Genomic DNA, 24122 nt, shown 5'->3' with positions numbered 1-24122 from the left:
CAGCTGCACTAAGCAGCTGAGTTTTCAGACGTCTTTTGTTTTCGGTAAAGGTAGCCGTAGGAAAAGCCCAGGATCATCAGAACATAGTTGCGGGTTTCTTGCTGGATGATCGGTGTTTCGGTTATGGAGCACCCGAACAGAGCGACAATACATAGTAAGGCACTTAGTGACAGTTGCTTTGAGAGTACTTCATTTGTGGACTTGAATGCCTTGTGGAAGAATGAATACCCGAGCACTAGTGCCCCCAGGTATCCGATCAGTCCAAATATTCCTGCTCCGGAAAGAACATCCAAGAACTGATTGTGGGCGTGGCCTGGGATATGGAATGTCGGCTGGCCTAGTTTGATATAGTAGTCGCGGTAAAGACTTGCCGCATGTTCAAAGCCCACTCCAAAAATGGGATGATCCAGGAAAATGTGCCAGGTTGCCTTCCAAGTGGAGATGCGAACACCCTGTGACGTCGGCCCCGAGAAGTCGAAAGAATACAGGATTCTTTCTTTGAGGTCGAAAACGTTAAAGTAGACAGCGGCACAGGCGGCAGTGATTGCCATCGCCGAAATGGCCAGGGCTTTCTTGTTCTTGCTGTACACCAACGCAAACACCATTGCGGAAAACATGGCAATCCATGCAGTTCTTGTATAGGTCGCAACCAGTATGATGGTAATACAGGTCAAAACCACCGCGGCGCAAACTCCCGACCATTTAGATTGAGTGTAAATGAGGAAGGGCAGCATCGCAGCCCACAGCACGACAGCGGCCATCGCAAAATAGTTGGGATTGCTGTAAAAGCCCTGCGCTCTGATGTCTGGGGAGAAGAATGCTCCGGCGGTTTCTACGTAGTGTCTGACCACAATCGCAAACAGCACTAAAACCAAAGCGGAGAAGTGCCAAGGCCAACGCTGTTTTTGATCTGCCATAATATAGCCAGCCGAGTAACAGGCAAAGAAACCCCAGATCCATCGGAGGTTGGCTATCTTGATCCATTCATTTGCCTGCATGGGGCTGTTGAGGGCATACCCGGCAATTCCGGACAGGAAGTACGCACAAATGAAAGCGAGGAGGACTTTATTCTGCAGCCCGAAAGTTTCAGTCAGGGAAGAGTGACCTTTTCTGATCCAGAAAAAATATGCCACCAAGGTGCTTAATATGAATGCAGCATCCATCCAGAAAAAGTTCACCAGGTTGAGTGCTAGTGACAATGGGAAAAATGATAGAATCAAGATGGTCGCAAACTTGGATTTTAACACGGGCATGAGAAGGACTTTATTTTTTGAATCGAGCACTGTCACTGAAATTCTGCGGAGTCGACGAGGGTTCTTGCAAAGCAGGCGGGCTTACCCGCGTTAACGGGGGACGAAAAATAGACCGTCGGGGCGTAGTGTTTGCTCTCTGGGTTCTTGAGGATGGTTGTGTCAGCTTGAGGTCAGGATTTCATCCGAAGGACTCGCGGTTCCTCGAGGGCGACCAGTGGGCGAGCTAAATAAAATTGTATTGAAAGCGATATGGAATGATCTTGCCATGCAATTGGAGGCAAGATATCAATTGTGGACCAGTAAGTAGAGCGAGGGATCTGATATGCTGTGGGAAAAAAAGTTTACGAAAGATTCTGCTGCGGATGCATGCAAAGCTTTGGTTGAGGCATGGAAAGACGACAACAATAAAGTCTTCGTGCTGAGAGCGGCAGAAAAGATCGACTCGGTTCGGGATTTCTATGAAAGCCTTTTCTCCAGTATTGGAACTCCAGCGGCATTGGCTGAAGACGTCAATGTGGGAGATCGAAGCAATCAGCGAACTGGAAAAATTTGGATGGAAGTTCGTTTCGATCCGCGCTTCCCTGATGCGTATCGTCATTCGGCAAATGCGCAACCTCTGCATACCGATGGCTCGTACATCCCTACTTTTCCAAATTCAACTCTGTTGGCTTGTGTTACTAATGCTGGGGCCGGTGGTGAAACCACGTTCCTGGATTCTGAAGACTTGATTGCATGCATGAAGCAAGAGAATCCCGCTCTTTTGGAAAAGCTTATGACTCGTCCGATGCCGCATGCAAGGTCTGGCGACTCTCGTTCTGAGTGCGTGATCCGTCTTGAAGACGGGAAGTTGCACGTGAACTGGAACTACTACTGTGTAGCGCCGGACATTGACGCAGAAACCCGAAAAATGGCTGATGAGTTCCACAACTATCTTTTGGCATCAGCGGAAATCAAGGCAAAAACGTTGCCGGTCAAATTGCTTCCGGGAGATTCTGTCATGTGGAAGGATGATGAGTTGCTTCATGGAAGAAACTCTTTTGAAGCCACGAAGGAATCCGAGCGCTTTATTTGGAAATGTGCAATGAATGTCGGAGTTTTCCAATAGGCACTGAAGCAGGCAATATGGGTAATAAGCTGGTTCTGGGGACAATGCGATTGCACGAGGTGTCCCGGGATGTCGCCACATGGGTGCAGTTCTTTCTCGAAGCCCACTCGCTGGGGGTTCGCAAGCTGCATAGCTCTTCAGAGTATGAAAGCTATCCTTTACTCAAAGAAATTCTGGGTACTTTGGGGAAAGATCACCCCCACATCAAATTTGAACATATAGTAAAATTGGCAGAGCCCAGCTTTAACGATGCTGGTTATGAAGCAGGCCGTTTAACAGCGAAAGTGAACGAATATCTTTTGGATCTGCAGACTTCCAAGCTGGCTGTGGTTCAGTGGATGTGGAGACTGAGTTTGAAGGAAGACGAAGCTCGAGTTGAAAACTTCCTGCTGGCGGGGTCGGCTTTGGCTGCAGAAGTTGCTGCACTCAAGCAGGCGGGCAAGATAGAGCAGTTCATGTGTTTTCCTTATTCTGTTTCGTTTGCAAATACGGCAATTCAGCAAAGCTATATTGACGGGCTGGTAGTGTATCGCAACGTGCTTGAAACGGAATACGATAACTCGCTGAAAATGGCGGCCCATATGGGTAAGCAGTCTTATATAATTCGCCCATTGGCGGCCGGAAAGGCCCTCAGTGAAGCTGGCAAGACCGCTCGGCAGCTTTATGACTGGGCCTTGGAGCACGAAGGTGTTGCGGGGGCCATTGTGAGTATTTCCAAACCTCAGCATCTTCGCGATTTGACGAGTAAATAATGAAGCGTTTTTTTGATTTGGCCATATTGTTTATTTTCCTGCCATTTTGGCTGCCAGTGGTTGCTGTGACAGCTCTTCTGGTTCGTATCAACCTTGGGGGGCCGGTTTTGTTCCGACAGGCCCGGGGTGGGTTGGGTGGAAAGGTCTTCTATCTTTGGAAGTTCCGCTCAATGACCAATCAGGTGGACGATAAGGGGCAACTGTTGCCTGATGAGCAGCGCCTGACCCGCTTTGGAAAATTCCTGAGGGCGAGCAGTTTGGATGAATTGCCCAGCTTTTTTAATCTTCTTCTTGGTGAGATCAGTATTGTTGGTCCCCGGCCTTTTCATGCCGAATACCTTCCTTTATATAACAAGTTTCAGGCGCGACGCCATGAGGTGCGTCCCGGAATTACAGGTTGGGCGCAGGTTAACGGTCGTAACAACCTGAGCTGGGAAGATAAATTCAAGCTGGATGTCTGGTACGTGGATCACTGGTCTTTTGCACTGGATATGAAGATCCTCTTTATGACAGTTAAAAAAGTTTTAATACGTGAGGGAATCAGCTCCGAAGGTTCTGTAACCACGGAAAAGTTTCGTGGATCCTCGCCGGAATAAGATCGAACTTTGCCTAAATCTTTAGCGGCACGGATGTGGTGTTGCATCATAAAAAACCCTGCTGAGGGGAATTCGTTTACTTATATAAATACTCGGGTTTATTATCCTTTTCTCCACAATATTGAAGAGGGTGTATGAGTTCTTTGGCGAATGACTTGAAGATGAAAAAAGCTGTCATTGGGATTGTTGGTCTGGGGTATGTGGGCCTTCCTTTGGCGCTTCGTTTTTCAGAAGAAAATTTTTCCGTTGTTGGTTTTGATATCGACGAAACTAAAGTAACGAAAATCAAAGCGGGCGAAAGTTATATTGAACATATTTCAAGCGCGTCCGTGAAGCAGGCTTCCACTAAGAATTTTTCCGCGACGACAAACTTCGCAGAGATTGCGAAAGTTGACGCCATTATTCTTTGTGTGCCAACGCCTCTGAATAAATACCGTGAGCCGGATCTGAGCTTCGTGCTGAACACGATGGACAGTCTTGTTCCATACTTGAGAAAAGGGCAGGTTGTGTCTTTGGAAAGCACGACTTATCCAGGAACAACTGAGGAAGAACTGCGACCTCGTATTGAAGCTCGTGGATTCACCATCGGTAAAGATGTCTTCCTGGTGTTCTCGCCAGAGCGTGAAGATCCAGGCAATCCGCATTTCAACACTAAAACCATTCCTAAAGTTGTCGGCGGTTCGACACCTGCATGTCTTGAGGTGGGTGTTGAGTTGTACGGTGGCGTGATCGATAAAGTGGTTCCTGTAAGCTCTACAAAAGCTGCAGAAATGACGAAGCTTCTGGAAAACATTCACCGTGCAGTAAATATCGGTCTGGTGAATGAAATGAAAATTGTTGCCGACAAAATGGGTATTGATATTCACGAAGTCATCGATGCGGCAGCAACCAAGCCATTCGGGTTTGTTCCATACCGTCCAGGTCCTGGTATCGGTGGTCACTGTATTCCGATCGATCCATTCTATTTGACCTGGAAGGCGCGTGAGTTCGGTGTTCACACTCGCTTTATTGAACTGGCCGGGGAAATCAACAACTCGATGCCTGCTTATGTTATGAAAAAAATTGCGCTGGCACTGAACGATCGCTTGAAGTCTGTAAAGGCCGCAAAAGTTCTGGTTCTTGGGATTTCTTATAAAAAGAATATCGATGACATGCGTGAGTCTCCATCCGTGTTTTTGATGGAAAGACTGCGTGATAATGGTGCTAACATCAGTTACGCAGATCCTCACGTGCCGGTCTTCCCAAAAATGCGTGAACACAAATTTGAATTGAATTCTGTGGATGTGACTGCGGCAGCTCTTAAAGAATATGACTGTGTGGTGGTTGCGACTGACCACGATGTGTTTGATTACGAGATGATTCAGAAAAATGCCAAACTGATTGTCGATACTCGTGGAAAATACCGCGGACATTATGACAATGTGGTACACGCGTAATTTTACATTTGAGGTTGTATGAATTTGGTAGTGGCTATTCCATGTTTGAACGAGAGCGAAACGATCGCTACTGTCGTTCGCTCTATCCCTAGAAATATCGATAGGGTTTCCAAAGTCGTTGTTCTTGTGGTTGACGACGGCTCCAAGGACAACACAGCTCAGCTGGCTCGCGAGGCAGGGGCTGAGGTGGTCTCTCACGGAGTGAATAAAGGTCTTGGTATTGCTTTTCAAAGTGCTGTTGAGTGGAGTCTTAGAAACAAGATGGATCTCATGGTCACAACGGATGGTGACGGCCAGTTTGACGCAAGTGACATTCCTAGGTTGATCGCACCCATCGTCGATGGACAGGCGGACTTTGTAACGGCTTCTCGTTTTATTTCTGACGATTATCTGCCTCAGGGCATTCCTCCGGTGAAGCTGTGGGGAAATCGTCAAATGTCGAAACTGATCAGTTCCTTGACCGGGTCTTCGTACTACGATGTGGCCTGTGGCTTCCGCGCATATTCCAAGCAGTGCCTTTTGAATCTTAATCTTTTTGGTCAGTTTACCTATACCCAAGAAGTGTTTCTGGATTTGTCCTATAAGCGTTTCCGAATTCAGGAGGTTCCATCCCGTGTGAGATACTTCGAGGGTCGGAAAAGCCGTATGGCTCATAGTATTGTGAAGTATGCGCTCAACACCTCCAAGATCATTGGACGGGCTTATTTGAGTTATTACCCGTTGAAGTTGTTCTGGAGCATGGCTGCTGTGCTGTTTGCAATCGGCGGTTCTTTGTTTGCGGTATTTATTGCCCATTTCATGCAGACCGGAAAGTTCACAGGTTATCTGTGGGCTGGATTTAGCGGTGGTTTCCTGCTGGGAACTGCTCTGTTCCTGTTTATTTTGGGTCTGGTTGTTGAAATGCTGGACCGTATTCGCGTCAATCAAGAGCGTAGCTTGGCATTGCTGAAGCAGAAGGTATTTTACGGAGAATAAGGTATGTGTGGTATTGCTGGAGTTATCGGAAATCTTGGAGGCTCAAATTCATTAGAAGAGTTTGAGGCAATGGCGGAAGTCCTGGAGCGACGTGGTCACGACGCTTTCGGCTTTGCTGCCCTTGATAATGCTGCACGGGATTTGCGCTTCGGAAAGCTGTCTCTTCCGTTTCATAAAGCCATTCGGTCTGATGAATATAAAAGCTTCAGAAGTTTCGTGTCTGCTTCAGGTAAGCCGGAACTGGTTTTTGGACACACTCGTTTGGCAACCCATGGGGGTACCGGGGACTCTGCGAACAATCAGCCTGTTGTCTATAAAGACTGGATTGTTGTTCATAACGGTATCATCACAAATGAAAAAGAAGTTAAAGAAGGCATATCATCGGACATCTGCGCTTTGCCTTTGGATACCTATGCCTCCGTTGGTTTTCTGAGCAAACTTTCAGAAGCCGGGGAGTCTTTTGATTTTTCGAAAATCATGCGTGAATTCAACGCAGAAATCAAAGGCGCGAACAACTTCGCCATTTACTCTGCGAAGCGTGGCCTGAGCATTCTATTCTCATCCAACGGCTCGCTTTATCTGCAAAAACGTGATGGGCGCTGGTATTTCTCTTCCGAGAAAAGAGCCTTGCCGATGCAGGAACAATATGAGGCGACTCAACTGTTATTCCCTCAGGTTTTCGTCTATGATCATCGCGGATCCAAAGGTGGCGTGTACGACGTTACCAAGGAAGAGATTTCTTTCAGTGCGGTGGATTCATCCGCGCCTTTGAATGAAGTGACCAAGGTTCAGACTGCCGAATACAAGAGTCATGTGAATGTGGCTGAGCTTGGACGAATTTTGGAAGGCGAGTTCAGGACTGTCAGTGATGCGACAAAGAATGTAAAACGTTGCACTAAGTGTCTATTGCCTGCAACCTTCCCTGGAATTGTCTTTGATAATGCGGGTGTATGTTCTATTTGCGCTGGTTATCAAAGTGCAAAACCCAAGTTGTCCAAAGATGATCTGTATAATCGTCTGACCAATGGTGGGACTGAAAATAAGGTCCTGGTCAGCTTGAGTGGTGGTCGCGACAGTTGTTTCACTCTGCATACTGTTGTTAAAGAACTGGGGTTGAAAGCTTCGGCCTTTACCTACGACTGGGGGATGGTGACGGACCTGGCTCGTCGCAATCAGTCCCGCATGTGTGGAGATCTGCAGGTTGAGCACCTTATTGTTTCTGCAGACATTGAAAAGAAAAGAAAATACATCAAAGACAATGTCTCTGCTTGGCTTCGACGTCCGTCGTTGGGCACTATTCCTCTGTTTATGGCAGGGGATAAGCACTATTTCTACTATGCAGAAAAAGTAAAAAAAGAAAATGGTCTGCACCTGAATGTCATGGGTGAAAACAAACTGGAAAAGACCGGCTTTAAAACGAGATTCGCAGGCGCTGAGCAGAGTGGTGAAAACTCTTCCATGGCGTACAGCATGTCCACCTCAAACAAGATTAAAATGCTGAGTTTCTACGGCACAGAGTTTGCGGTTAACCCAGGATATTGGAATTCGTCTCTTTGGGATACCTTTACGGGCTATCTTAGCTATTACGTTTATCCACGCACTTACGTGAATCTTTTTGATTATGTAGAGTGGAATGAAGACACCGTGGATGCGACCTTGAAGCAATACGACTGGGAATATTCCCCTGACTGTGCAACCAGCTGGCGTATTGGGGATGGAACGGCACCGTTCTATAACTTCATCTATCATTCCGTGGTGGGTTTTTCGGAAAATGACACTCTTCGTGCGAACCAGATTCGCGAAGGTCATTTGACTATTGAGCAGGCGAAGGCTTTGATTGAAAGAGACAATCACCCTCGTCCGGAATCCTTTGCATGGTACTGTGATGTTCTTGGTTTGGATGCAATTGAAGTTGCCAAGGCCATTACCAAGATTCCTAAATTGTACTAAAATATCAGGCGGCAGCTCGGGCTTTGCCAATAGCCAAATAGTTCAGAGCTGCTGAACATACGTAACTCAATGAAGTTGCAATCGCAGACCCCATAAGACCCATCGACAAGAAAAACACCGGCTGAGCAATCAAATTAAACAACAAAATAGCTGACTTCTGTCTCAGGTATAGTTGCGGTTTGTTGATAACGCCAAGGAAGTTGTCAAAGACAAGCAGACCTGCCATGGCAGCTTGAACTGCGATTACGGTATAGGCCAAGGGGATACTTTCAGAATAAAGATCTTGGTTTTTATAGATTTTGATCAGCCAGGGTATGGTGATGAATGCACCTGCGCCCATAATCAGAGCAAAAAGGTAAACCTTTTTGGCGGTCTGTTTGGCAAAGACTTTCAACTCATTGGAAGAGGTGAAATGCAGTCGGGTCAGAGTTTTGGAAATGATGTTTCTGATTACCACTAAAGCCTGATAGAAGCCCTCAAAGAAGATCAAAGCCACTGAATAAATTGCAACCTGCTCTTTGGAACCCAAAAACGAAATCACAATGATGTCCAGGCGGGTGTTGAGTTCCATCGTCATGATGCTGATGAAGTTGGCCGAGTTGTGGCGAAGATTGCCAAGTAGCTTCGCCTTGGACGGCAGTGCCAGGCGAATATGCTGGGAGGTCATGATAACAGCTACGGTCAGAGTCAGAATCTCAGCGGTCAGAAAAGCGGCCCCTAAGAGTTTTGCTTGTCCCAGTGCTCCCAGGGCAGCAATTGAGATCAGGAAGAATGCCGGGCGGGCTGAGCTGCAAATCGCAAAACGGTGATACCTGCCCAAGCCCAGTTGAGAGAAGGTAAGTGTTTTTGCCGGGCCCATAGCCAGGGTGCTCAGAGCCAGGAGCGTGTATTCTGTTTTGTCGAAAACGAGCGTTATCAGCACTGCAAGGGCGGCAAAAAGAGTCGACATGGAAAGACTTGAAAATAACGAGAGACTGAGTGTTTCTTGAACTTCGGAGTCAGTCTGACACAGGGGCAGTTGGGATTGAAGGTAGGCCTGTTGTCCCCAGGTGGCGCATTGAGTTAGGATGATGTACAAAGAGGTGGACGTATTTAAAATTCCAACCACGTCACTTCCGAAGTAGTGATCGCAAATCAAGTTTGCCGTAAATCCTGAAATCGCAAGGATACCAAGATTGAGATAGTTGGAGATAAAATGCGTCTTTTTCATTGTGTTCTACTATTGTTCCGGGCAGACCATGCAGGCAAATACATTTTTATTTTTGCGTGGAATATATATCCGAGAAATCCTTGAAATGTCATGGTGTTCATGATTGCTTATTGGACTGTTTGAAGATTGTCTGGAGGCCTTGCTGCTATGTCCCCATTGTTACAGCCACTTGAATTAATAACTCCTGAGCTTTCGGTCTATTTTATTTTTAATCTGGTGGTTGCCGCGATCACTTCCGTGGCAATTTTCTTCCTTTGCAAAACGCGCGGACAGGCGCCTGCACGTTTCTCGTTTGTTCTGCTGGGCTTTGTCCACCTTTGTTATCAGTGGCCTTTGGTTCTTTTCTCTACAGTCGTTGCCGATACGATACAGAATGCCTGGAGTTTGGGATTATTCATTCATGCATTTGTTCTGGCCAATGTTCTTTGGTTGTTCTGGTCACGCCGTATGGATCCGCGTGGATCTTTCGCGCAAGTAGACGGATTTAAAATTCAGGACGTGGTTGTCGGGTTGTTGGTGATTGTTCCGCTGGTTCTGATTTACCTTAGTAAAGTTTCTTTTTCCTGCACTGCTCTTTATGCATTGCTCTTAGACCCTCAGCTTACTTTGCTGGCGCGGGAATTCAGTCTGAAATTTGTGGGAATGGCGAGCGCCGCATATTCCTATGGAGCGGTCGCCAATGTGGCGGCCCCGTTCCTTGCTTCGATGGCTTTTGTGGTAGGGGTGACGGCAGTAAAAAGCGGCAGATACCTTCGTGCGTTGTTGATGGCGGTGGTTTTTGTAGGTGCCATTCTTTCAGCCTTGTTGATTGGTGCCAAAGGGATGCTTATTCCCTCTATTCTTATGCTCACTGTAACGGTTTCTCTTTGGAACAAGTCATGGCTGATGCGTTTTGTGGGCGTAACTTCTTCTTTGGTGTTTTTGGGGTGCATCCTTGTGGCCTTTGAATTGAGCAAGGAGCGCGGAAATTCAGTCGGTGGCAACTATGATTTTGCCACATGCAGTATGCAAATGGGCGTTTGTGAAAAAAGTGGCCAGCTTCTTGAATCAGTTGGTGAAAGAAAAGTGATTTCGTTGGGGATTTCTCACAATGTTCTGGATTATCTCAAAGAACGCCTTGATCTTGCGTGCTCCGGAAAGGACCTGAGTCTTTATCCGCCAAAAACTTTCCCTAATGATGTGAAGCTCGGGGCGATGGACAGTAATGGGGCGGAACCGGCAAAAAACGTGAAGGAAAGAAACCGGGGTATTATTTATGCCGAGGCGTTGTTTTATCGTGCATTTGTGACACCTTTCCAGGTCTCCGTCTGGCACAATATGTACGTGCTTGATCACGGAAGTCCCGGCACTGGTGCCTTGCCATTGGCAAATCGTTTCCTGGATAGTCACATAAACATGCCAGAACAGGTTTTCCAGAACTATGCTTCCATCTATCTGGGCGGAGACAAAACCAGTACGGGAACAGCTCCTACGGGGTTTATGATGGCTTATCCGGCGTACTGGGGAGCGCTGGGGCTGTTGTTGGCACTGGCTTTTGTGCTTGTGGTTGATGTCGTGTTCTCGGGGCTCACGAACTTCTGTCCTGCAAGGTTAAGACCTCTGGCGGTTGGTCTGATGGTTGTTTCCTCTTATAATTTTTTGATCTCTGATTTTGGAACGGTTTTGCTTTCGCATGGGCTGATTGCTGGCTGGATCATTCTTTTCTTGATGAGCTTGGTAGATAAGCTTACGCAAAGGGTCCGTAATGTTTAGGAAAGACATCAATGCGCTGAGAGCGCTAGCTGTCATTTTGGTTATACTGTACCACTTTAAAATCCCGGGATTTTCCGGTGGTTTCATCGGCGTGGACGTATTTTTTGTTATTTCTGGTTTTCTAATGACCAAAATCATTTTAAGTCAGTTGGAAAAGGGCACATTTTCTTATGGGTCCTTTATTGCGGCCCGCTTTAAAAGGATTTTTCCCGCCCTGCTGGTATTCGTTTTCGCTCTTACAGCAGTTGGATGGTTCTTTCTTTCAAGCCTGGACTATCTCAGTTTTTCCAAGTCAGCAGTTTCCTCGCTGCTGTTTATTTCCAATATCTATTACTGGCGTTCCAGCGGGTATTTTGATTCGGATTCTCACTCCAATATATTATTGCATACCTGGTCCTTATCGGTGGAATGGCAGTTTTACATGCTACTGCCATTGTTCCTCTGGGGCGTATATCGGGCTATACCACAAAGAAAAGCCCTTACTGCCTTTTTATGGGTCTCCTTTATCGGCTCATTTTTATTAAGCTGCTATTTTGCTGAGGTTCGCCCATCCCCAGCGTTCTATCTTTTGCCAACGCGCGCTTGGGAAATGATTGCTGGCGGTCTTGTTTTTGTGTCGCATATCCAGCTGAAACGGATTACGGCAAATCTGCTGGCAGTCACTGGTGTGATGTTGTGTCTGATTTGTGCGGTCTTTTATACCGGTGAAATTTCTTATCCCGGATTGCATGCATTTTGGCCGGTGTTGGGCACAGTATTTGTTCTTGTTGCACAGCCTTCCGGATTATGGGTCGACAATAAGTTCCTGCAAAGTGCTGGATCCTGGTCGTATTCGCTGTATCTATGGCATTGGCCTTTTTCGTCGTGGTACCTGGCGCAGCAGAATCAGACCGTGGATTTTGTACCGCTGGTTCTGTCCTTGGCCGCGGTTGTTGGCTTGAGTCTTTTGTCCTACCGCTATATTGAAGGGACCCGTCAAGGGTTTAGCAAAAGCGTTGTTCGCCTTGGGGCGGGACTGTTTGCTGTGGTTGTTCTCGGGTGCGGTTTTATCTGGCAACAAGAGGGAGTCCGGTCCCGGGCTGAAGGAAGTGTTGCTGACTTGCTTAAGATCGAGAAGGCCATGAAGGACTGGAGCTTTCCGTCTAACTGCAATGGACTGGATTTCTTCGGTAAAATCAGACCATGCACGCTCGAAGGTAAAATTGAAGGCCGGGTTCTTTTTTTAGGGGACTCTCATGTTCAACAATGGTGGCCGCGTATTGAAGCCATTCATCAGCGGGACAGCTCGATGTCAGTGACCTTTGTCACCACTGGGGGGTGTCCTCCGTTGCCGTTGGTCGATCGTGTGGGGGCAGGTTTTGCTTGCCCCAAGTTCTGGGAGCAGGCTCTGGCGGAGGCGAACAATCCGGCTACCAGAACTGTCGTGTTCGGAAGTATTTGGCTCGATTATTTTGAGGGTGCCAAGACTGATATAGCTCCTCGCATGGCTCTAACAAAAGCTCCGGGTTCAAGCTGGGGAGTGAGCAGTCCATTATCTTCCGCCGAGGTAGATGAGGTATTCTCTGCTTTCAAGAGTGTTGTCTCTCTTCTGCAGGGGCAGGGAAAAAAGGTTTTCATTGTTTTGCCTATCTTCAGTTCGGTTGGGAATGTACCGCGAGTGATTTACGACAAGGTTTTCTTTTCCGGGGACAAGCCCGGTTACTTAGTTCCCGAGGAAGTTTTCTTGAAAAGATCTCAGTCGATCAGAGAGAGGCTAAACGGGATTTCTATCGAAACCGGAGCTGTTTTAATTGATGGGAATCATCAGCTGTGCGCTGCTGGAAGCTGTTCTTACTTTGATGAAGCGGGGAATCTTCGCTATATGGACGGAAATCATTTGCGGTCGTCATATGTAAAAGAGCATGTAGATTTTCTGGATATAATTTTCAGATAGTGTAGACTCAATTTATTTTCAAAAAGGTCGCACGACGTTTTTAACCTAGATATGGGATATTTTGAGTGAGCGAAAGACAGTTGTTTTTCAAAAAGGACATTGGATTTTATGCGGGGATTGCGCTGGCGACTCCGTTTTTGGCGTCCATACTTCCTTCAGCCGTTCTTTATGTGTCCTTGTTGGCGCTGATTCCGTTCGGTCTTTTTGTACTGATGAAAGTTCGTCGCATAGGATTTGCTTATTTTAATCCTCTTATCGGCGCCTTTTCTGTTTTGCTGCTTACCTATGTCTTATCTTTGTTTGTAACGGGCACGCCTTTTTTATTTGAGGTTTTAAGAGCCGTGATCGGCGCGGTGGTGCTGATAATAATTTATCTTCTGGGCCGCTCCTCGCAAGAGCGCAACACCTCAATTTATAACGGGTTTATGTTTGTTCTGATCCCGGTGGCATTTGTTCTTTCTGTTCTGTCTTTGATTAAGTTGTATCTTTTGATGAGAGGCAGTGAAATTCCTTTCATGAGTACGCCGTATCCCCAGGCGGCGAGCTTGAAATCCGACTATAATATCTTTGCATTCACGATGCTTTTTGCGGCGTTGGCGATCCTGGGTAAATTGATTTATGGAAAACTTACCAGGTTGGAACGGGCTTTTTATCTGCTGATGTTTACGTTGTTTTCCGTTTGTTCCATTGCGGCAGGATCCCGACGAGTTTTGATCTTGGCGCCTTTGGTGTTGGTGGGCTCTTTCGTTGTTGGTGCCGTCCGAAATGGAAGTAAGAAAACCTGGAAACTTTTGCTGACGGGGGCATCAGTTGTCTTTGCCATGCTGCTGGTTTTCAAGGTGACCTACTTTAACGTCTTCATGAAATATCTTTTGGAGTCGATGAGTATCGATAATCTTTTAGGCTTTGTGTCTCGCGTGGACCGCTGGGCTATGGGTTGGGATTTGATTTCCAAGCAAAACTGGTTCAAGCCCATGGGCTTTGCATATCATAAAGTCTTCGCGTGTCAGTTCAATGACTGCACGATTTATGATTATCCTCATTTGACCATCTTTTCGGAATGGCTGGTTTCGGGCGCTTTAGGGCTGTTTCTGTCTGTCGCTATATTTGGATTTATTCTGCGCCTTATAATAAAGGCCGGAGATCTTGGTATCAAGACAGGGGTGAGTTTCATTGCCCTGGCCGCGATTCCCCATGCTTTGATTTCCGGAGACATCCTGGTTTCAAACCCCCAGTTCCTGGGGGTTCTATTGGTCTTGTGCAGCCTTTGTGATCAAAAGGACCTTAATCTCAGTTCTCTGAATAAAAATCGATAGTCATTTTTTCAAGGGTAATGCTAGAGGCCCCCATTTGATCAATTGAAATCATGATGGATTTGACCTTTGAATTCAGCGTTTCACGGCGCTGGAAGTGCAGCTCTGTATGGGTGAGGACGGGGTCGCCTATAAGAACTTTGTCCTCTCTGTTTTCATAGAAGCTGGTGAGCCATATTTTAGTGTAGGCATGGCCCTTGAGGTCCAGAGAAATTGTTACTTCTTTGGAAAGCTTCTGCCGATCACTGAGATTCATGATCGGACTGGATATTGTTGTTTTAAGTTCCTTGTGAAAATAGGGGCGAGTTTCAACATTGGTCCCGGTAAAATCCGCATCGTTAAGTCTTAAGTAAGCAAACGACTTGTTTGCTCCAAAATCTATTCCCGTTTCCTGTTTCCATGGTCCTTGTTCAGGCGTCAAGAACAGGGATTCCGTATTTGATAAATGTGAAGCCGGCTTCAGCTGGTAAATCTGGTGGCCAGAGAAAGACACCTGCAACGTGGACATTTCAGGGTTTGCCATGATGTGCATGAGCGGGCTGTAGATAACTGTTGGAAGCAGGAAGTCCGGCTGATGGATATGGGTGACACCGATATCCAGAAGTGCCTTGTACCCCTCTTCGACGGTCTTGCTGTTGTAAAAGCTCATCAGCGAAGGATCGGTGTGAGTGATCATTCTTCTGTCAGAGTAGTATAAGTCCGCCGGTTTCGTTGTGAAAACCACAGCATCTTTTGGCAGGCTGTCCCTTGCCGTATAGATGAGTTTGTATTCGGGGCGGGATTTCAGACGTTCGGTATATTCAGTATTGGAAGCTGCCGGGAAAGAGCGTTCCCTGTACAGATGGTAAAGCCATCCCTGCAGGCAAAATGAAGCAGCGATCATTGGGGTGATTGCTTTAGAAAATGGCAGTCGTTTTAAGAGGCTGCCGATCATGAATAGGGCACAACCACCTAATACTGCGGCAAAAGGACTGACAAGCAGTAGATAGCGGTCATTTTTAATCATGATATTTAAACCCAGCAGAATCGAGAGCAGAACCCCTGCATGGTACACAGCCAGAACAATAAAACTGGTGGTGCCAGAGCTGAATCCTTCAATACAGGCGGGCTCCGTGTTTTTTCTGTTTTTTATGTTCGCAGTCCACAAGGCCGCTCCGCCTGCTGCCAGCCAAAAAAGAAGGCCATAAGAAGCAAGATTACCCCAGCCTTTCAAAAGTCCGTATTGAATCTGAGAGAAGAAGGTGTCAATTCCACGGGCCAGGAAAAAGTATTCGTCCCAGTGCAACGACTTCAGGCTGACAACCGGAGGGCTGTCGCTGATGAAAGATCCGAAAAGACGGAAGTTTTTAAGATAAGGATAAAAGGCGACAAGCAGCGATCCAGCCAGGGCAACGGCCGGTGCCGAGATGGCTTCAGTCCATTTGCGCTGAAGTATTTTTTCTAAAGATATAACGCCCAAAAAGATCGGCAACAACAACAGAGCCTGTGAGTGGGTCCATAAAGTGATTCCCAGAAGAATGCCAACCGTGATCCACTTTCTCAGAGAGTCACGCAAGAACAGAGTCGAGGCAAAAACCAGGCAGCCGGCAGAGATCGGCAGGATATCTATCAGAGAAGAGTTCGCTCCAAGATATAAGAGCGGTGTCGTTATAAAAATCAGGATTGTTAAACGCGTTCGTTCAGATTTCTGTCCTGACAGGGTGCCCAGCAAAACGGAAGTTGCAATCAGCATCCATGGAGCCAGAAGCCTCATTAGGCCAGGGAAAGCGGCGTGTCCTTGAAGCACCTGAGTTAAATATATCTGAGCGACATAAAGCGGCGGATGTGTCCACGGCGCATAGAATCCGGAAAGGCTCTGTGCAGTTTCAATCAGTGGATAGAAATGAAGAGTTCGTTTGAAGAAAATCTCGCGACCGATAGTGGCATATTCCAGGGCATCATTCTGTGTCAGGGGCAAAGTCAGTGAGTCGTAGATCAGCAGAAGGCTGACAAAGAGCATGGCGATCAAAAGAGGGTCGACAGAGAGGACTTTCTTTATGCCCCAAAGTTCGCGTATTTTGGAGTGCTGTTGATGCGCAAGAGCGGCTCCGAGAATAAGGATCGCCCCGAGTATCACAGTAATGTGCAGGCTGTGGGATGCGCCAGGAAGCGCCAGCAGGACAGCAACGGCAAGCAGACCGCAAATAAGCGGGGCCAGGGTTGCGCCGAAAGCGACGAGGAATGTATTGGAGGCCGATTTTTTCCATGGCAGGGCGATGGAAATAAGAATTCCTAAAATCGAAGAGGCAAAGACGGTCACGGCAAAGATTATAAAATCAAAAAAAGAAATTTCAGTCATAGGGTCGTCGCCCCGTTCAAAGTCAGGATTTCCACCTTTGATTCCTCCAGATAATCAAGGCCTCGGCTTTTGAGCTTAACGAGGATCTTCTGTGATTCAGAAGGCGCAAACAGCTGTCGTTCCAGGTTGAAAGGGATTTTGGGGTCCATGAGAGCAATATCGGCAACATTTGTTGTTCCGATCACTCGGTTTTCATTGTTCAGGAAAACGGCATGAACGCTTACACGGCCAAAGCCCTTGAGGATTGTTTTTAAGACGACTGAATCCGAGCCTGCTGATTGGCCGTCCAGGGAGAATGTCTCTGACCGTTGTTGAGTCCATTCGCGAAGATACTTCAAGACAGGGGCCAATGGCTTTAGTGAATCGGCAGGCAGGGCTATAAGGTCTTTTCTTCCCCCTAAGGTGATCAGAGCCTCGGTTGTTTCCGCTGTCGATGTAAGTGCTGTATAACGGGCAGAGACAGGACTCGCATTGATCTGATAAAGCTGTGAATCCGGTCCTGCTCCAACAAGCTTGGTGTAAACGGGATTTCCAATAATTTTGATCAATGCCGTGTTGTATTCGGTTGGTTGAATATAGGTTGGAACGTAAATGTAATCAAACTCGTTTGCTTTTAGCCATTCCCAAGCGGCACCAGCCTCACTAACTTGATAAAGAGGAATTAGAACTGGATCCACATGGGATGTGGTCGGGATGTCATTCAGGAAAGAGTCGGCGGGCTTGTAGGAAAGTACTTTCCCGGTTAAATGCATGTCTTTCCATGAATGTAAAAATTCAGTAGTCTCTGTGAAGGATCGGCGCTGCTCGGTTTGGCGCGATCCACCCCAGCTTTTTTTCAGGAATAACAGCTGACCCGCCAATGATAGCGCGAAGGTCAGGCCGACAAGTCCTTGCAGGATCAGTTTGGCGTTTCGGGACTTCAGAGGGTTCTGGGCAAGCACCTGCATCGCAAAACAAATCATCAGAGGCAGAAGAATCATCTGGTAGCGTTCGTTCTTGATATAGTGGGTGGTTCCCAAAAGTGAGATCGCCACGATGGAGGCAAAAAGCCCAAGAATGATAAATAAACTCAAATTCACAATTGAGTGCTTCTTTAAGTGCTGTGATTTTCTTCGGACAGCACAAAAATAGATTCCCAGTGTGAATAAAAACACCCAGGGAATAAGGTTGTACGCTTCATAGTTAAACCACATTTTCAGGTATCCAAATCGCACCACATCAACGAAGTGATAGTAGCCTCTGGAAACCATAAAGTAGGGGTTCATATCCAGGGCAGCGATCTGCGCTACTGGAGAGGCGTCCTTGATTGGATTTCCAAAAATCACGGTATTTCGAACGTAGTAGATGCCGCCGATCAAGATGGCTATACCGCCTGCGATGATGCAATTCTTGATATAGCGGAAGGGCGTCTTTCTATAGACAAACAAGAAGCCAATCCCGAACACCAGTGGATTCAGTATGGCCTGGGAGTGGGCCCACATTCCAAATCCTGAAATCATTCCGACAATAAGGGGGTATGACATTTGATCTGGTTTCAGGGCACAGACCGCAACAAACAATGCAATGTAGGCAGAAAGAGTGCAGGCATCTATGAGTGCCGTGGTTGCCCCCAGACTCCACAGTGGCACGCTCAAGCAGAGAGCAAATGAAAGAAGTGACAGGTTTTTGGAGGTTCGCCATGTTACAGCCGCAATCAAAAAAACTGATGACAGGTAGAACCAAGGGGAAATCCATCTCGTCAGGCCGATTTCATGGATGCCGCCTTGGATAAGGTTCGCAGCATAAAGCAGAGCGGGATATAGAGGAGGGTGAGTCCATGGTCCATAGAAATTCAAAGGATTTTTTTCAGGACTGACTAAAGGGTAAGAGAAAATGTCGTGAGTCTGAAACAGGAATTTACCCACGATCAAATACTCAAGTCCGTCGTTCTGAGTCAGCGGTGTTGTCGTCAGGGCCAGGAGGAACAAGATGCCGGTGATTGCTGCAAAAGCAACGAAGACCCAGCGATGCTTTTCAGCAGGTGATGATGAAGTCGAAGGCGCTGCTGTTTGCGGCAGCAACGCGGCCACACCACGAGTTGTCAGGAAGAAAAAGATAAAGCTCAGGATCAGGTGAAGCATTCCGGAAGATCCTGGAGTCAGCGACATGGCCAGAATCAGGGTCAGGCCCCAAATGAACGGGGCCAGAACGGCACCCATTCCCCAGTGCAAGTGATTAAACTCCGGACTCCAGGGAAAGAGTTTGCAGAGACGAATGCTCTCTAAGGACAGGATGACAGCAATACCTAGCAGTAAAATGGCACTCAACATGGGCCGATCTTATTAACTGATTGCTATTGAGGGCAAATGTTTATTTACCCCGCAGGAAATTAACCCCAAGAGGGAATCACCAGCATCCACACTAAAATGGATGCCCCCAGGGCGGCGAAAACCACCGAAATGCTATTCCAGGAAATTTTGTAAACCCTCATCAGGCTGCAGGTCCATGCAAGATAGTAAACGCTCGTGATTGTGCTAAAAGCGGAAAGGGCCATGATAGGCATGTTAAGAACAGGCCCCCAGATGATTAATGCCAGCAGCGCGAGCACCCCAAAGGCAATCTCGGTTTTGAACACGATGTGGTGTTGCTTTGAGAAATCGTAAAAACGGTCAAGCCAGGTGGTCGTCATCATAAGAAACGAAGGGAACAACATGATCTTCAGAACCTGGGCTGCGCCATCCCATCCAGGGCCGAGTAAAAGGGCAACAATTGGTGCGGCATTTTTATAGATAAGTACTGTTGGCGGTATCAGCAAAATCCATTGTCCCAGCAGATATTTGCGCAATAAATTGGCTGGGGAGTTCTGGCGGGATAAGGCCTCGGTCGCCAGGGGGCGCAGGGCGGTTGTCATAAGTGTTGTTGGGGCTCCCAGCAGGCGGTCCGTCTGGGCGAAAAGGCCCAAAAATTGTTTCTCAGGCAGGCCCGCCAAAGCGAAGTACGGCAGGCGGGTTCTTAGAGTGGAAAGAAAGAAGCTTGGCAGCGCAAACTGCGGGAAAGACCGATAGATCGTTGCAACGGCCTTGACTCGTTTGGACGGGCGCCATGATTTGGGCCACATTTCGGAGGGGATGAGTAAAAATGAGGCAATCGCCGCAATAAGATGGGCGGCGCAAGCTCCTAAGAGCAGGCCATTTCCAGGCAGTTCTTTGAATGCAACCTGCAGCAAAGGGATTAAGCCCAACATAAGGAAAATGAGAATAGTATATTGAGTGTAGCGCTTTCCTCGAATCAAAACTTGGGTTGCCACGTTTGCAAACGACACCGAAAAGACACTTAAGATCGAAAGCAGCGCAAAGGCGATATTGTTATGCGTTAGTAAGGCAATGGCGACCAAAAGCGGAGCGAAAGCCAAGTTTGCCAAGAGTGAAAAACGCACGGCAATTTCCCCTAGGACATTGGCTACAGAGTCGCGTTTGGCGGTTGATATGGCTTCTGCGTACTTTCCAGAGGCCGCACCGGCCAGCACAACCACCAAAGATAGCAACAGGCCGAACTGTGCATACTGCTCCGGGGTATAAATTCTTGCCAGGACAGGAACGAAGAGAATGTTCAAAGTCTGGGACGTAATAATGCCCAGAGAAGTTCGAAGGACTCTATTTATTTTTCTGAGCACGGGCAGGGTTTCCATAGGCGCAAGAGTGAGGGGGGATCTCGCGAACCACGACGGATCCAGCTCCTATCGTACAGTAGGCGCCAATCTTCATCAGTGGAATTGCGACGGAGCGAGCCCCGATTAAGCTCATTTCACCCACATGGACCCCGCCACACAGGACACTGCCAGGAGCCACATGTGTATAAGATCCCACAATGCAGTCGTGTTCCACGATCGTGCCCGTGTTCAAAATGGTGCCTTCCTGAATTTCAGTGTCAGCATTGACGATGGCGCCTGGCATGATGACGGTGCCCATACCGACCCGCACGTTTTGACTGAGGATCGCAGAAGGATCCACCAGCACAGGAAGCATGAGCCCAAGCTCCTGCGCCTGCAGGGACAGTTTTCTGCGCACTTCATTGCTGCCAATGGCTATCGCTGCTGATTTGATATTTTCCGTGACCATAGCGGCCTGCAGATCGGACTTTGTTGAGTAGACGGGGCATCCCAGGAAGGCCTTGCTTTTTGGATTTTCGTCGTAATAGGCCGCAATTTTATAGCGACCCTCTCTCTGAATGACGTCGGAAACTACTTTTGAGTGTCCTCCGCAGCCAAAAACCACAATGCTCTCCATAAGCCTACCTCGATGAGGATTAGGCTATTTGATATTGCGCTTAATCACAAGCTCCGTTATTGCGGCGCGCCTTCGCTTTGATAGCGCACGATATTTTGGCGACGAAAGAAAGATTCTTTATTAGACTTCTTCGCATTCTAGTAAAGGGAAAGAACTCATGGCAGATCTTTTGGCGATTGATGGTGGAACTCCAGTTAAAAAAACTCCGATGGCTCCTTGGCCTTTTTATGCGGAGGATGAGGTGCAGAAGACTGTCGATGTTTTGCGCTCTGGTAAAGTGAACTACTGGACCGGTCCGGAAACAAAACAGTTCGAAGAAGAATTTGCCAGATATCACGGGATGAAACATGGCATTGCCCTGGGTAATGGAACCTTGGCCTTGGAGTTGGCTTTGATCGGCTACAACATCGGACCCGGCGATGAGGTAATCACCACGGCGCGAACGTTCATTGCCTCTGCAAGCTGCATCGTGCGTGTGGGAGCCACGCCGATTATTGTGGATGTGGATCCGGTATCCCAAAACCTTTCAGTTGAAGCAGTTAGAAACGCCATCACTTCCAAAACGAAAGCGATCATTCCGGTACACCTTGCGGGTTGGCCCTGCGATATGGATGCTCTGATGGCTTTAGCCAAAGAACACGATCTGAAAGTGATCGAAGATTGTGCACAGGCGCACGGAGCTAAATACAAAGGACGCATCGTTGGTTCCATTGGTGATATGTCTGCATTTTCCTTCTGTCAGGATAAAATCATTTCTACGACTGGCGAAGGCGGGATTCTGCTTTTGAATGACACCGAGATTTATGAAAGACTGTGGGCATTCAAAGATCACGGCAAAAGTTACGAAGCGGTTTATCGCCGTTCCCATCCTCCAGGGTTCCGTTGGTTGCACGAAAGTTTTGGTACCAATTGGCGCATGACTGAAGTGCAGGCGGCCGTAGGACGTTTGCAGCTGCAAAAGCTGGCGGGCTGGATCGACAAGCGTCGGCACCTGGCTTCGTCCTTCCTGAAGGGGCTGGCGGATGTTCCTGGTTTGAAAGTGACTTTGCCAGGTGATGAAATTTATCACTCCTATTATAAATTCTATGTTTCTGTGGTGCCTGATCAACTTAAAGCCAATTGGAGTCGTGACGCCATCATGGCTGCCGTCAATGCTGAGGGTGTTCCTTGTTTCTCTGGCAGCTGCAGTGAGATTTATCTGGAAAAAGCGTTTACCGGCGCCGGTCTGGGGCCCAAAGAACGACTGACTCATGCCAAACGTTTGGGGGAAATCAGTCTGATGTTCCTGGTTCATCCGACCCTTGAAAGCTCTTATGTGGAAGAGGCGCTAACTGCTGTCCGCAAAGTTATGAAAGAGGCGTGTAAATAATGTTTGCTCGCATTACTCTGCTTCCCCGAAAGATAAAGATTCTTATCATGCTCTTAAGTGATGCGATCCTGCTGCCATTGGCGCTCTGGTCGTCTGTCGCATTAAGAATGGGAACTCTGAAACCGGATGTCGCTGAGTACTCGTGGCTCTTTTTCGTAGTACCTTTTGTTACAATTCCAATTTTCGTTCGCCTGGGACTGTACCGCTCTGTTATCCGTTTTTTGAACGATAAGTTTATTTATACTGTCTTTTACGGTGTCTCGCTCTCTGTTCTGATGCTGACTGCCGTAGTGGTAATGGGCAGAGCATCGGCATTGCCTCGTTCTTCCGTGCTTATCTATTGGGTTATTGCATTTTCCTATATTGCTTTCAGTCGTTTCTTTGCGCGCGGTGTGATGCTCAGTTTTGGGCGCAACTCTGATCGCAGGCAGGCTGTGGCGATTTACGGTGCCGGTCAGGCCGGGCTTCAGACCGCATTGGCGTTATTGTCCGGAACCGAGTTCCGTCCGACGGTGTTCTTTGATGACAATGCCGAACTTCAAGGGACCAATGTTGCGGGTATTCGGGTCTATGACCCCAATGATGCCATTGAGGTGATGCGCAGAAAAGACTGTCGTCAGCTGTTGTTGGCGATGCCGTCCGCCAGTCGCTCCCGCAGGCGCGCGATCATTAAGCACTTTGAGAATGAAGGTATCGTCATGAAAACCCTGCCGGGCCTTGGAGCTTTGGTAAACGGGGTGGTTCGAGTCGAGGACATTCGTGAAGTGGGTGTTGAGGATCTTTTGGGGCGCGATCCAGTTCCGCCGTTTGATGACCTGATTAAATCCTGCATTCGCGACAAGGTCGTTATGGTAACCGGCGCAGGAGGCTCTATCGGGTCTGAGTTGTGTCGTCAAATCATCATGAATACACCCAAAAAGCTGATCATGTATGAACAGGCAGAGTATGCGCTGTACAAAGTTGAGCAGGATATTCTGAAGCATCGGGTGCATTTTGAAGTCGTGCCCGTGCTGGGGGATGTTCTTGATTCTGAGCATCTGGAAACGGTAATGGAAAAGCATGGAGTGCAGACGATCTACCATGCCGCTGCATACAAACATGTGCCTTTGGTTGAATCCAATGTAATTGCGGGAGTTATGAATAATGTCTTCGGGACATTGTCCGCTTCTGAGGCTGCCATTAAAGCCAAAGTGGAGACATTTGTACTTATTTCCACCGACAAGGCTGTCCGACCAACCAATATTATGGGGGCGTCCAAGCGTCTGGCGGAGTTGGTGCTACAAGGACTTTCACAGGATAGGTCCCACAGCACTCGTTTCTGCATGGTTCGCTTCGGCAATGTGTTGGGATCTTCAGGCTCAGTGGTGCCGTTATTCAGAGAGCAAATACGTTTTGGTGGCCCTGTAACAGTAACCCACCCCGATATCACTCGTTATTTTATGACGATTCCCGAAGCTGCTCAACTTGTATTGCAGGCGGGAGCGATGGGAAAAGGTGGAGATGTCTTTGTGCTTGATATGGGTGAAGCCGTTAAGATTGCAGACTTAGCGAAAAAAATGATTGAGTTGAGTGGCTTAGAAGTGCGCAATCCAGAGACGGGTTTAGGAGATATCAGTATCGAGTTTACAGGGCTTCGGCCCGGCGAAAAGCTTTATGAGGAGCTGTTGATAGGCAGTAATGTTTCGTGGACTTCTCACCCTCGAATTATGACGGCAGAAGAGTATAGCCTTGAGGTGAATTTCCTTCGTGAGTCCCTAGAGGAGTTGCGTAGGCTGTGTCTGGAACAGAAAGAAGACGGTGCGAGGAGGGTTTTGAAAAAACTCGTTGCGGAGTATGTCCCATATGTTGGTAGGGCAGAGTAGTGTATCAAGAAAA

General features: G+C 47.7%; 17 protein-coding genes. 11 read left to right on the top strand and 6 right to left on the bottom strand.

Features of this window, described 5'->3' with window-relative positions; genetic code table 11:
• Positions 1 to 8: 8 nt before the first annotated feature.
• Positions 9 to 1253, bottom strand: coding sequence for an O-antigen ligase family protein (locus tag AC04MQ_RS10345; protein ID WP_475392049.1), 1245 nt, complete (start codon positions 1251 to 1253; stop codon positions 9 to 11).
• Positions 1254 to 1575: 322 nt separating this feature from the next.
• Here AC04MQ_RS10345 and AC04MQ_RS10340 point away from each other — a divergent pair, with 322 nt between their 5' ends.
• From AC04MQ_RS10340 to AC04MQ_RS10315, 6 genes are all read left to right on the top strand, one after another.
• Positions 1576 to 2358, top strand: a complete 783-nt coding sequence (locus AC04MQ_RS10340; protein ID WP_475392048.1) for a TauD/TfdA family dioxygenase — start codon at positions 1576 to 1578, stop codon at positions 2356 to 2358.
• 17 nt (positions 2359 to 2375) lie between these two features.
• The gene (locus AC04MQ_RS10335; RefSeq protein WP_475392047.1) at positions 2376 to 3110 is read left to right on the top strand and encodes an aldo-keto reductase family protein; all 735 of its coding nucleotides are present in this window, start codon (positions 2376 to 2378) and stop codon (positions 3108 to 3110) included.
• A complete protein-coding gene (locus AC04MQ_RS10330) occupies positions 3110 to 3706 on the top strand; it encodes a sugar transferase (protein ID WP_475392046.1) in 597 nt (198 codons plus the stop codon). Before AC04MQ_RS10335 ends, AC04MQ_RS10330 begins: the two co-directional genes overlap by 1 nt.
• A gap of 134 nt (positions 3707 to 3840) precedes the next feature.
• The gene (locus AC04MQ_RS10325; protein ID WP_475392045.1) at positions 3841 to 5142 is read left to right on the top strand and encodes a nucleotide sugar dehydrogenase; all 1302 of its coding nucleotides are present in this window, start codon (positions 3841 to 3843) and stop codon (positions 5140 to 5142) included.
• An 18-nt stretch (positions 5143 to 5160) separates the two neighbouring features.
• Positions 5161 to 6117, top strand: a complete 957-nt coding sequence (locus AC04MQ_RS10320; protein ID WP_475392044.1) for a glycosyltransferase — start codon at positions 5161 to 5163, stop codon at positions 6115 to 6117.
• Positions 6118 to 6186: 69 nt separating this feature from the next.
• A complete protein-coding gene (locus AC04MQ_RS10315; RefSeq protein WP_475392043.1) occupies positions 6187 to 8067 on the top strand; it encodes a hypothetical protein in 1881 nt (626 codons plus the stop codon).
• 4 nt (positions 8068 to 8071) lie between these two features.
• On the opposite strand, the gene AC04MQ_RS10310 is transcribed toward AC04MQ_RS10315, so the two are convergent.
• The gene (locus AC04MQ_RS10310) at positions 8072 to 9277 is read right to left on the bottom strand and encodes an MATE family efflux transporter (protein WP_475392042.1); all 1206 of its coding nucleotides are present in this window, start codon (positions 9275 to 9277) and stop codon (positions 8072 to 8074) included.
• A 147-nt stretch (positions 9278 to 9424) separates the two neighbouring features.
• Between AC04MQ_RS10310 and AC04MQ_RS10305 the strand changes: the two genes are divergently transcribed.
• The 3 genes from AC04MQ_RS10305 (at position 9425) to AC04MQ_RS10295 (ending at position 14278) form a co-directional block, all read left to right on the top strand.
• The gene (locus tag AC04MQ_RS10305) at positions 9425 to 11029 is read left to right on the top strand and encodes a hypothetical protein (RefSeq protein WP_475392041.1); all 1605 of its coding nucleotides are present in this window, start codon (positions 9425 to 9427) and stop codon (positions 11027 to 11029) included.
• Entirely contained in the window at positions 11022 to 12962 is a 1941-nt protein-coding gene (locus tag AC04MQ_RS10300; RefSeq protein ID WP_475392040.1) for an acyltransferase family protein, read from the top strand. The genes AC04MQ_RS10305 and AC04MQ_RS10300 overlap by 8 nt, the downstream gene beginning before the upstream one ends.
• A 65-nt stretch (positions 12963 to 13027) precedes the next feature.
• The gene (locus AC04MQ_RS10295) at positions 13028 to 14278 is read left to right on the top strand and encodes an O-antigen ligase family protein (RefSeq protein WP_475392039.1); all 1251 of its coding nucleotides are present in this window, start codon (positions 13028 to 13030) and stop codon (positions 14276 to 14278) included.
• On the opposite strand, the gene AC04MQ_RS10290 is transcribed toward AC04MQ_RS10295, so the two are convergent.
• The 4 genes from AC04MQ_RS10290 to AC04MQ_RS10275 are packed head-to-tail and all read right to left on the bottom strand — an operon-like array spanning position 14253 to position 20878.
• The gene (locus AC04MQ_RS10290) at positions 14253 to 16613 is read right to left on the bottom strand and encodes an ArnT family glycosyltransferase (RefSeq protein WP_475392038.1); all 2361 of its coding nucleotides are present in this window, start codon (positions 16611 to 16613) and stop codon (positions 14253 to 14255) included. The two genes, AC04MQ_RS10295 and AC04MQ_RS10290, sit on opposite strands and share 26 nt — an antisense overlap.
• Positions 16610 to 18922: a hypothetical protein gene (locus AC04MQ_RS10285; protein WP_475392037.1), complete on the bottom strand. Its 2313-nt coding sequence runs from the start codon at positions 18920 to 18922 to the stop codon at positions 16610 to 16612. The genes AC04MQ_RS10290 and AC04MQ_RS10285 overlap by 4 nt, the downstream gene beginning before the upstream one ends.
• A 59-nt stretch (positions 18923 to 18981) precedes the next feature.
• On the bottom strand, positions 18982 to 20280 hold the full coding sequence (locus tag AC04MQ_RS10280) for a lipopolysaccharide biosynthesis protein (RefSeq protein ID WP_475392036.1): 1299 nt from the start codon (positions 20278 to 20280) through the stop codon (positions 18982 to 18984).
• Positions 20246 to 20878 (bottom strand): acetyltransferase, encoded by a 633-nt coding sequence (locus tag AC04MQ_RS10275; RefSeq protein WP_475392035.1) that lies wholly within the window; start codon positions 20876 to 20878, stop codon positions 20246 to 20248. The genes AC04MQ_RS10280 and AC04MQ_RS10275 overlap by 35 nt, the downstream gene beginning before the upstream one ends.
• A gap of 157 nt (positions 20879 to 21035) precedes the next feature.
• Between AC04MQ_RS10275 and AC04MQ_RS10270 the strand changes: the two genes are divergently transcribed.
• Entirely contained in the window at positions 21036 to 22247 is a 1212-nt protein-coding gene (locus AC04MQ_RS10270; RefSeq protein WP_475392034.1) for a DegT/DnrJ/EryC1/StrS family aminotransferase, read from the top strand.
• Positions 22247 to 24109, top strand: a complete 1863-nt coding sequence (locus AC04MQ_RS10265) for a polysaccharide biosynthesis protein (protein ID WP_475392033.1) — start codon at positions 22247 to 22249, stop codon at positions 24107 to 24109. Before AC04MQ_RS10270 ends, AC04MQ_RS10265 begins: the two co-directional genes overlap by 1 nt.
• Positions 24110 to 24122: the final 13 nt, after the last annotated feature.

Source organism: Bdellovibrio sp. MYbb2, from assembly GCF_056175685.1.
Note: the sequence above shows the minus strand (reverse complement) of the source record. Positions and strands in the feature narration are given on the sequence as shown.

Coding starts and splice junctions, on each gene's coding strand:
- AC04MQ_RS10345 (WP_475392049.1), bottom strand. CDS start 1,253: ATGCCCGTGTTAAAATCCAAGTTTGCGACCATCTTGATTCTATCATTT.
- AC04MQ_RS10340 (WP_475392048.1), top strand. CDS start 1,576: ATGCTGTGGGAAAAAAAGTTTACGAAAGATTCTGCTGCGGATGCATGC.
- AC04MQ_RS10335 (WP_475392047.1), top strand. CDS start 2,376: ATGGGTAATAAGCTGGTTCTGGGGACAATGCGATTGCACGAGGTGTCC.
- AC04MQ_RS10330 (WP_475392046.1), top strand. CDS start 3,110: ATGAAGCGTTTTTTTGATTTGGCCATATTGTTTATTTTCCTGCCATTT.
- AC04MQ_RS10325 (WP_475392045.1), top strand. CDS start 3,841: ATGAGTTCTTTGGCGAATGACTTGAAGATGAAAAAAGCTGTCATTGGG.
- AC04MQ_RS10320 (WP_475392044.1), top strand. CDS start 5,161: ATGAATTTGGTAGTGGCTATTCCATGTTTGAACGAGAGCGAAACGATC.
- AC04MQ_RS10315 (WP_475392043.1), top strand. CDS start 6,187: ATGGCGGAAGTCCTGGAGCGACGTGGTCACGACGCTTTCGGCTTTGCT.
- AC04MQ_RS10310 (WP_475392042.1), bottom strand. CDS start 9,277: ATGAAAAAGACGCATTTTATCTCCAACTATCTCAATCTTGGTATCCTT.
- AC04MQ_RS10305 (WP_475392041.1), top strand. CDS start 9,425: ATGTCCCCATTGTTACAGCCACTTGAATTAATAACTCCTGAGCTTTCG.
- AC04MQ_RS10300 (WP_475392040.1), top strand. CDS start 11,022: ATGTTTAGGAAAGACATCAATGCGCTGAGAGCGCTAGCTGTCATTTTG.
- AC04MQ_RS10290 (WP_475392038.1), bottom strand. CDS start 16,613: ATGACTGAAATTTCTTTTTTTGATTTTATAATCTTTGCCGTGACCGTC.
- AC04MQ_RS10285 (WP_475392037.1), bottom strand. CDS start 18,922: ATGTTGAGTGCCATTTTACTGCTAGGTATTGCTGTCATCCTGTCCTTA.
- AC04MQ_RS10280 (WP_475392036.1), bottom strand. CDS start 20,280: ATGGAAACCCTGCCCGTGCTCAGAAAAATAAATAGAGTCCTTCGAACT.
- AC04MQ_RS10275 (WP_475392035.1), bottom strand. CDS start 20,878: ATGGAGAGCATTGTGGTTTTTGGCTGCGGAGGACACTCAAAAGTAGTT.
- AC04MQ_RS10270 (WP_475392034.1), top strand. CDS start 21,036: ATGGCAGATCTTTTGGCGATTGATGGTGGAACTCCAGTTAAAAAAACT.
- AC04MQ_RS10265 (WP_475392033.1), top strand. CDS start 22,247: ATGTTTGCTCGCATTACTCTGCTTCCCCGAAAGATAAAGATTCTTATC.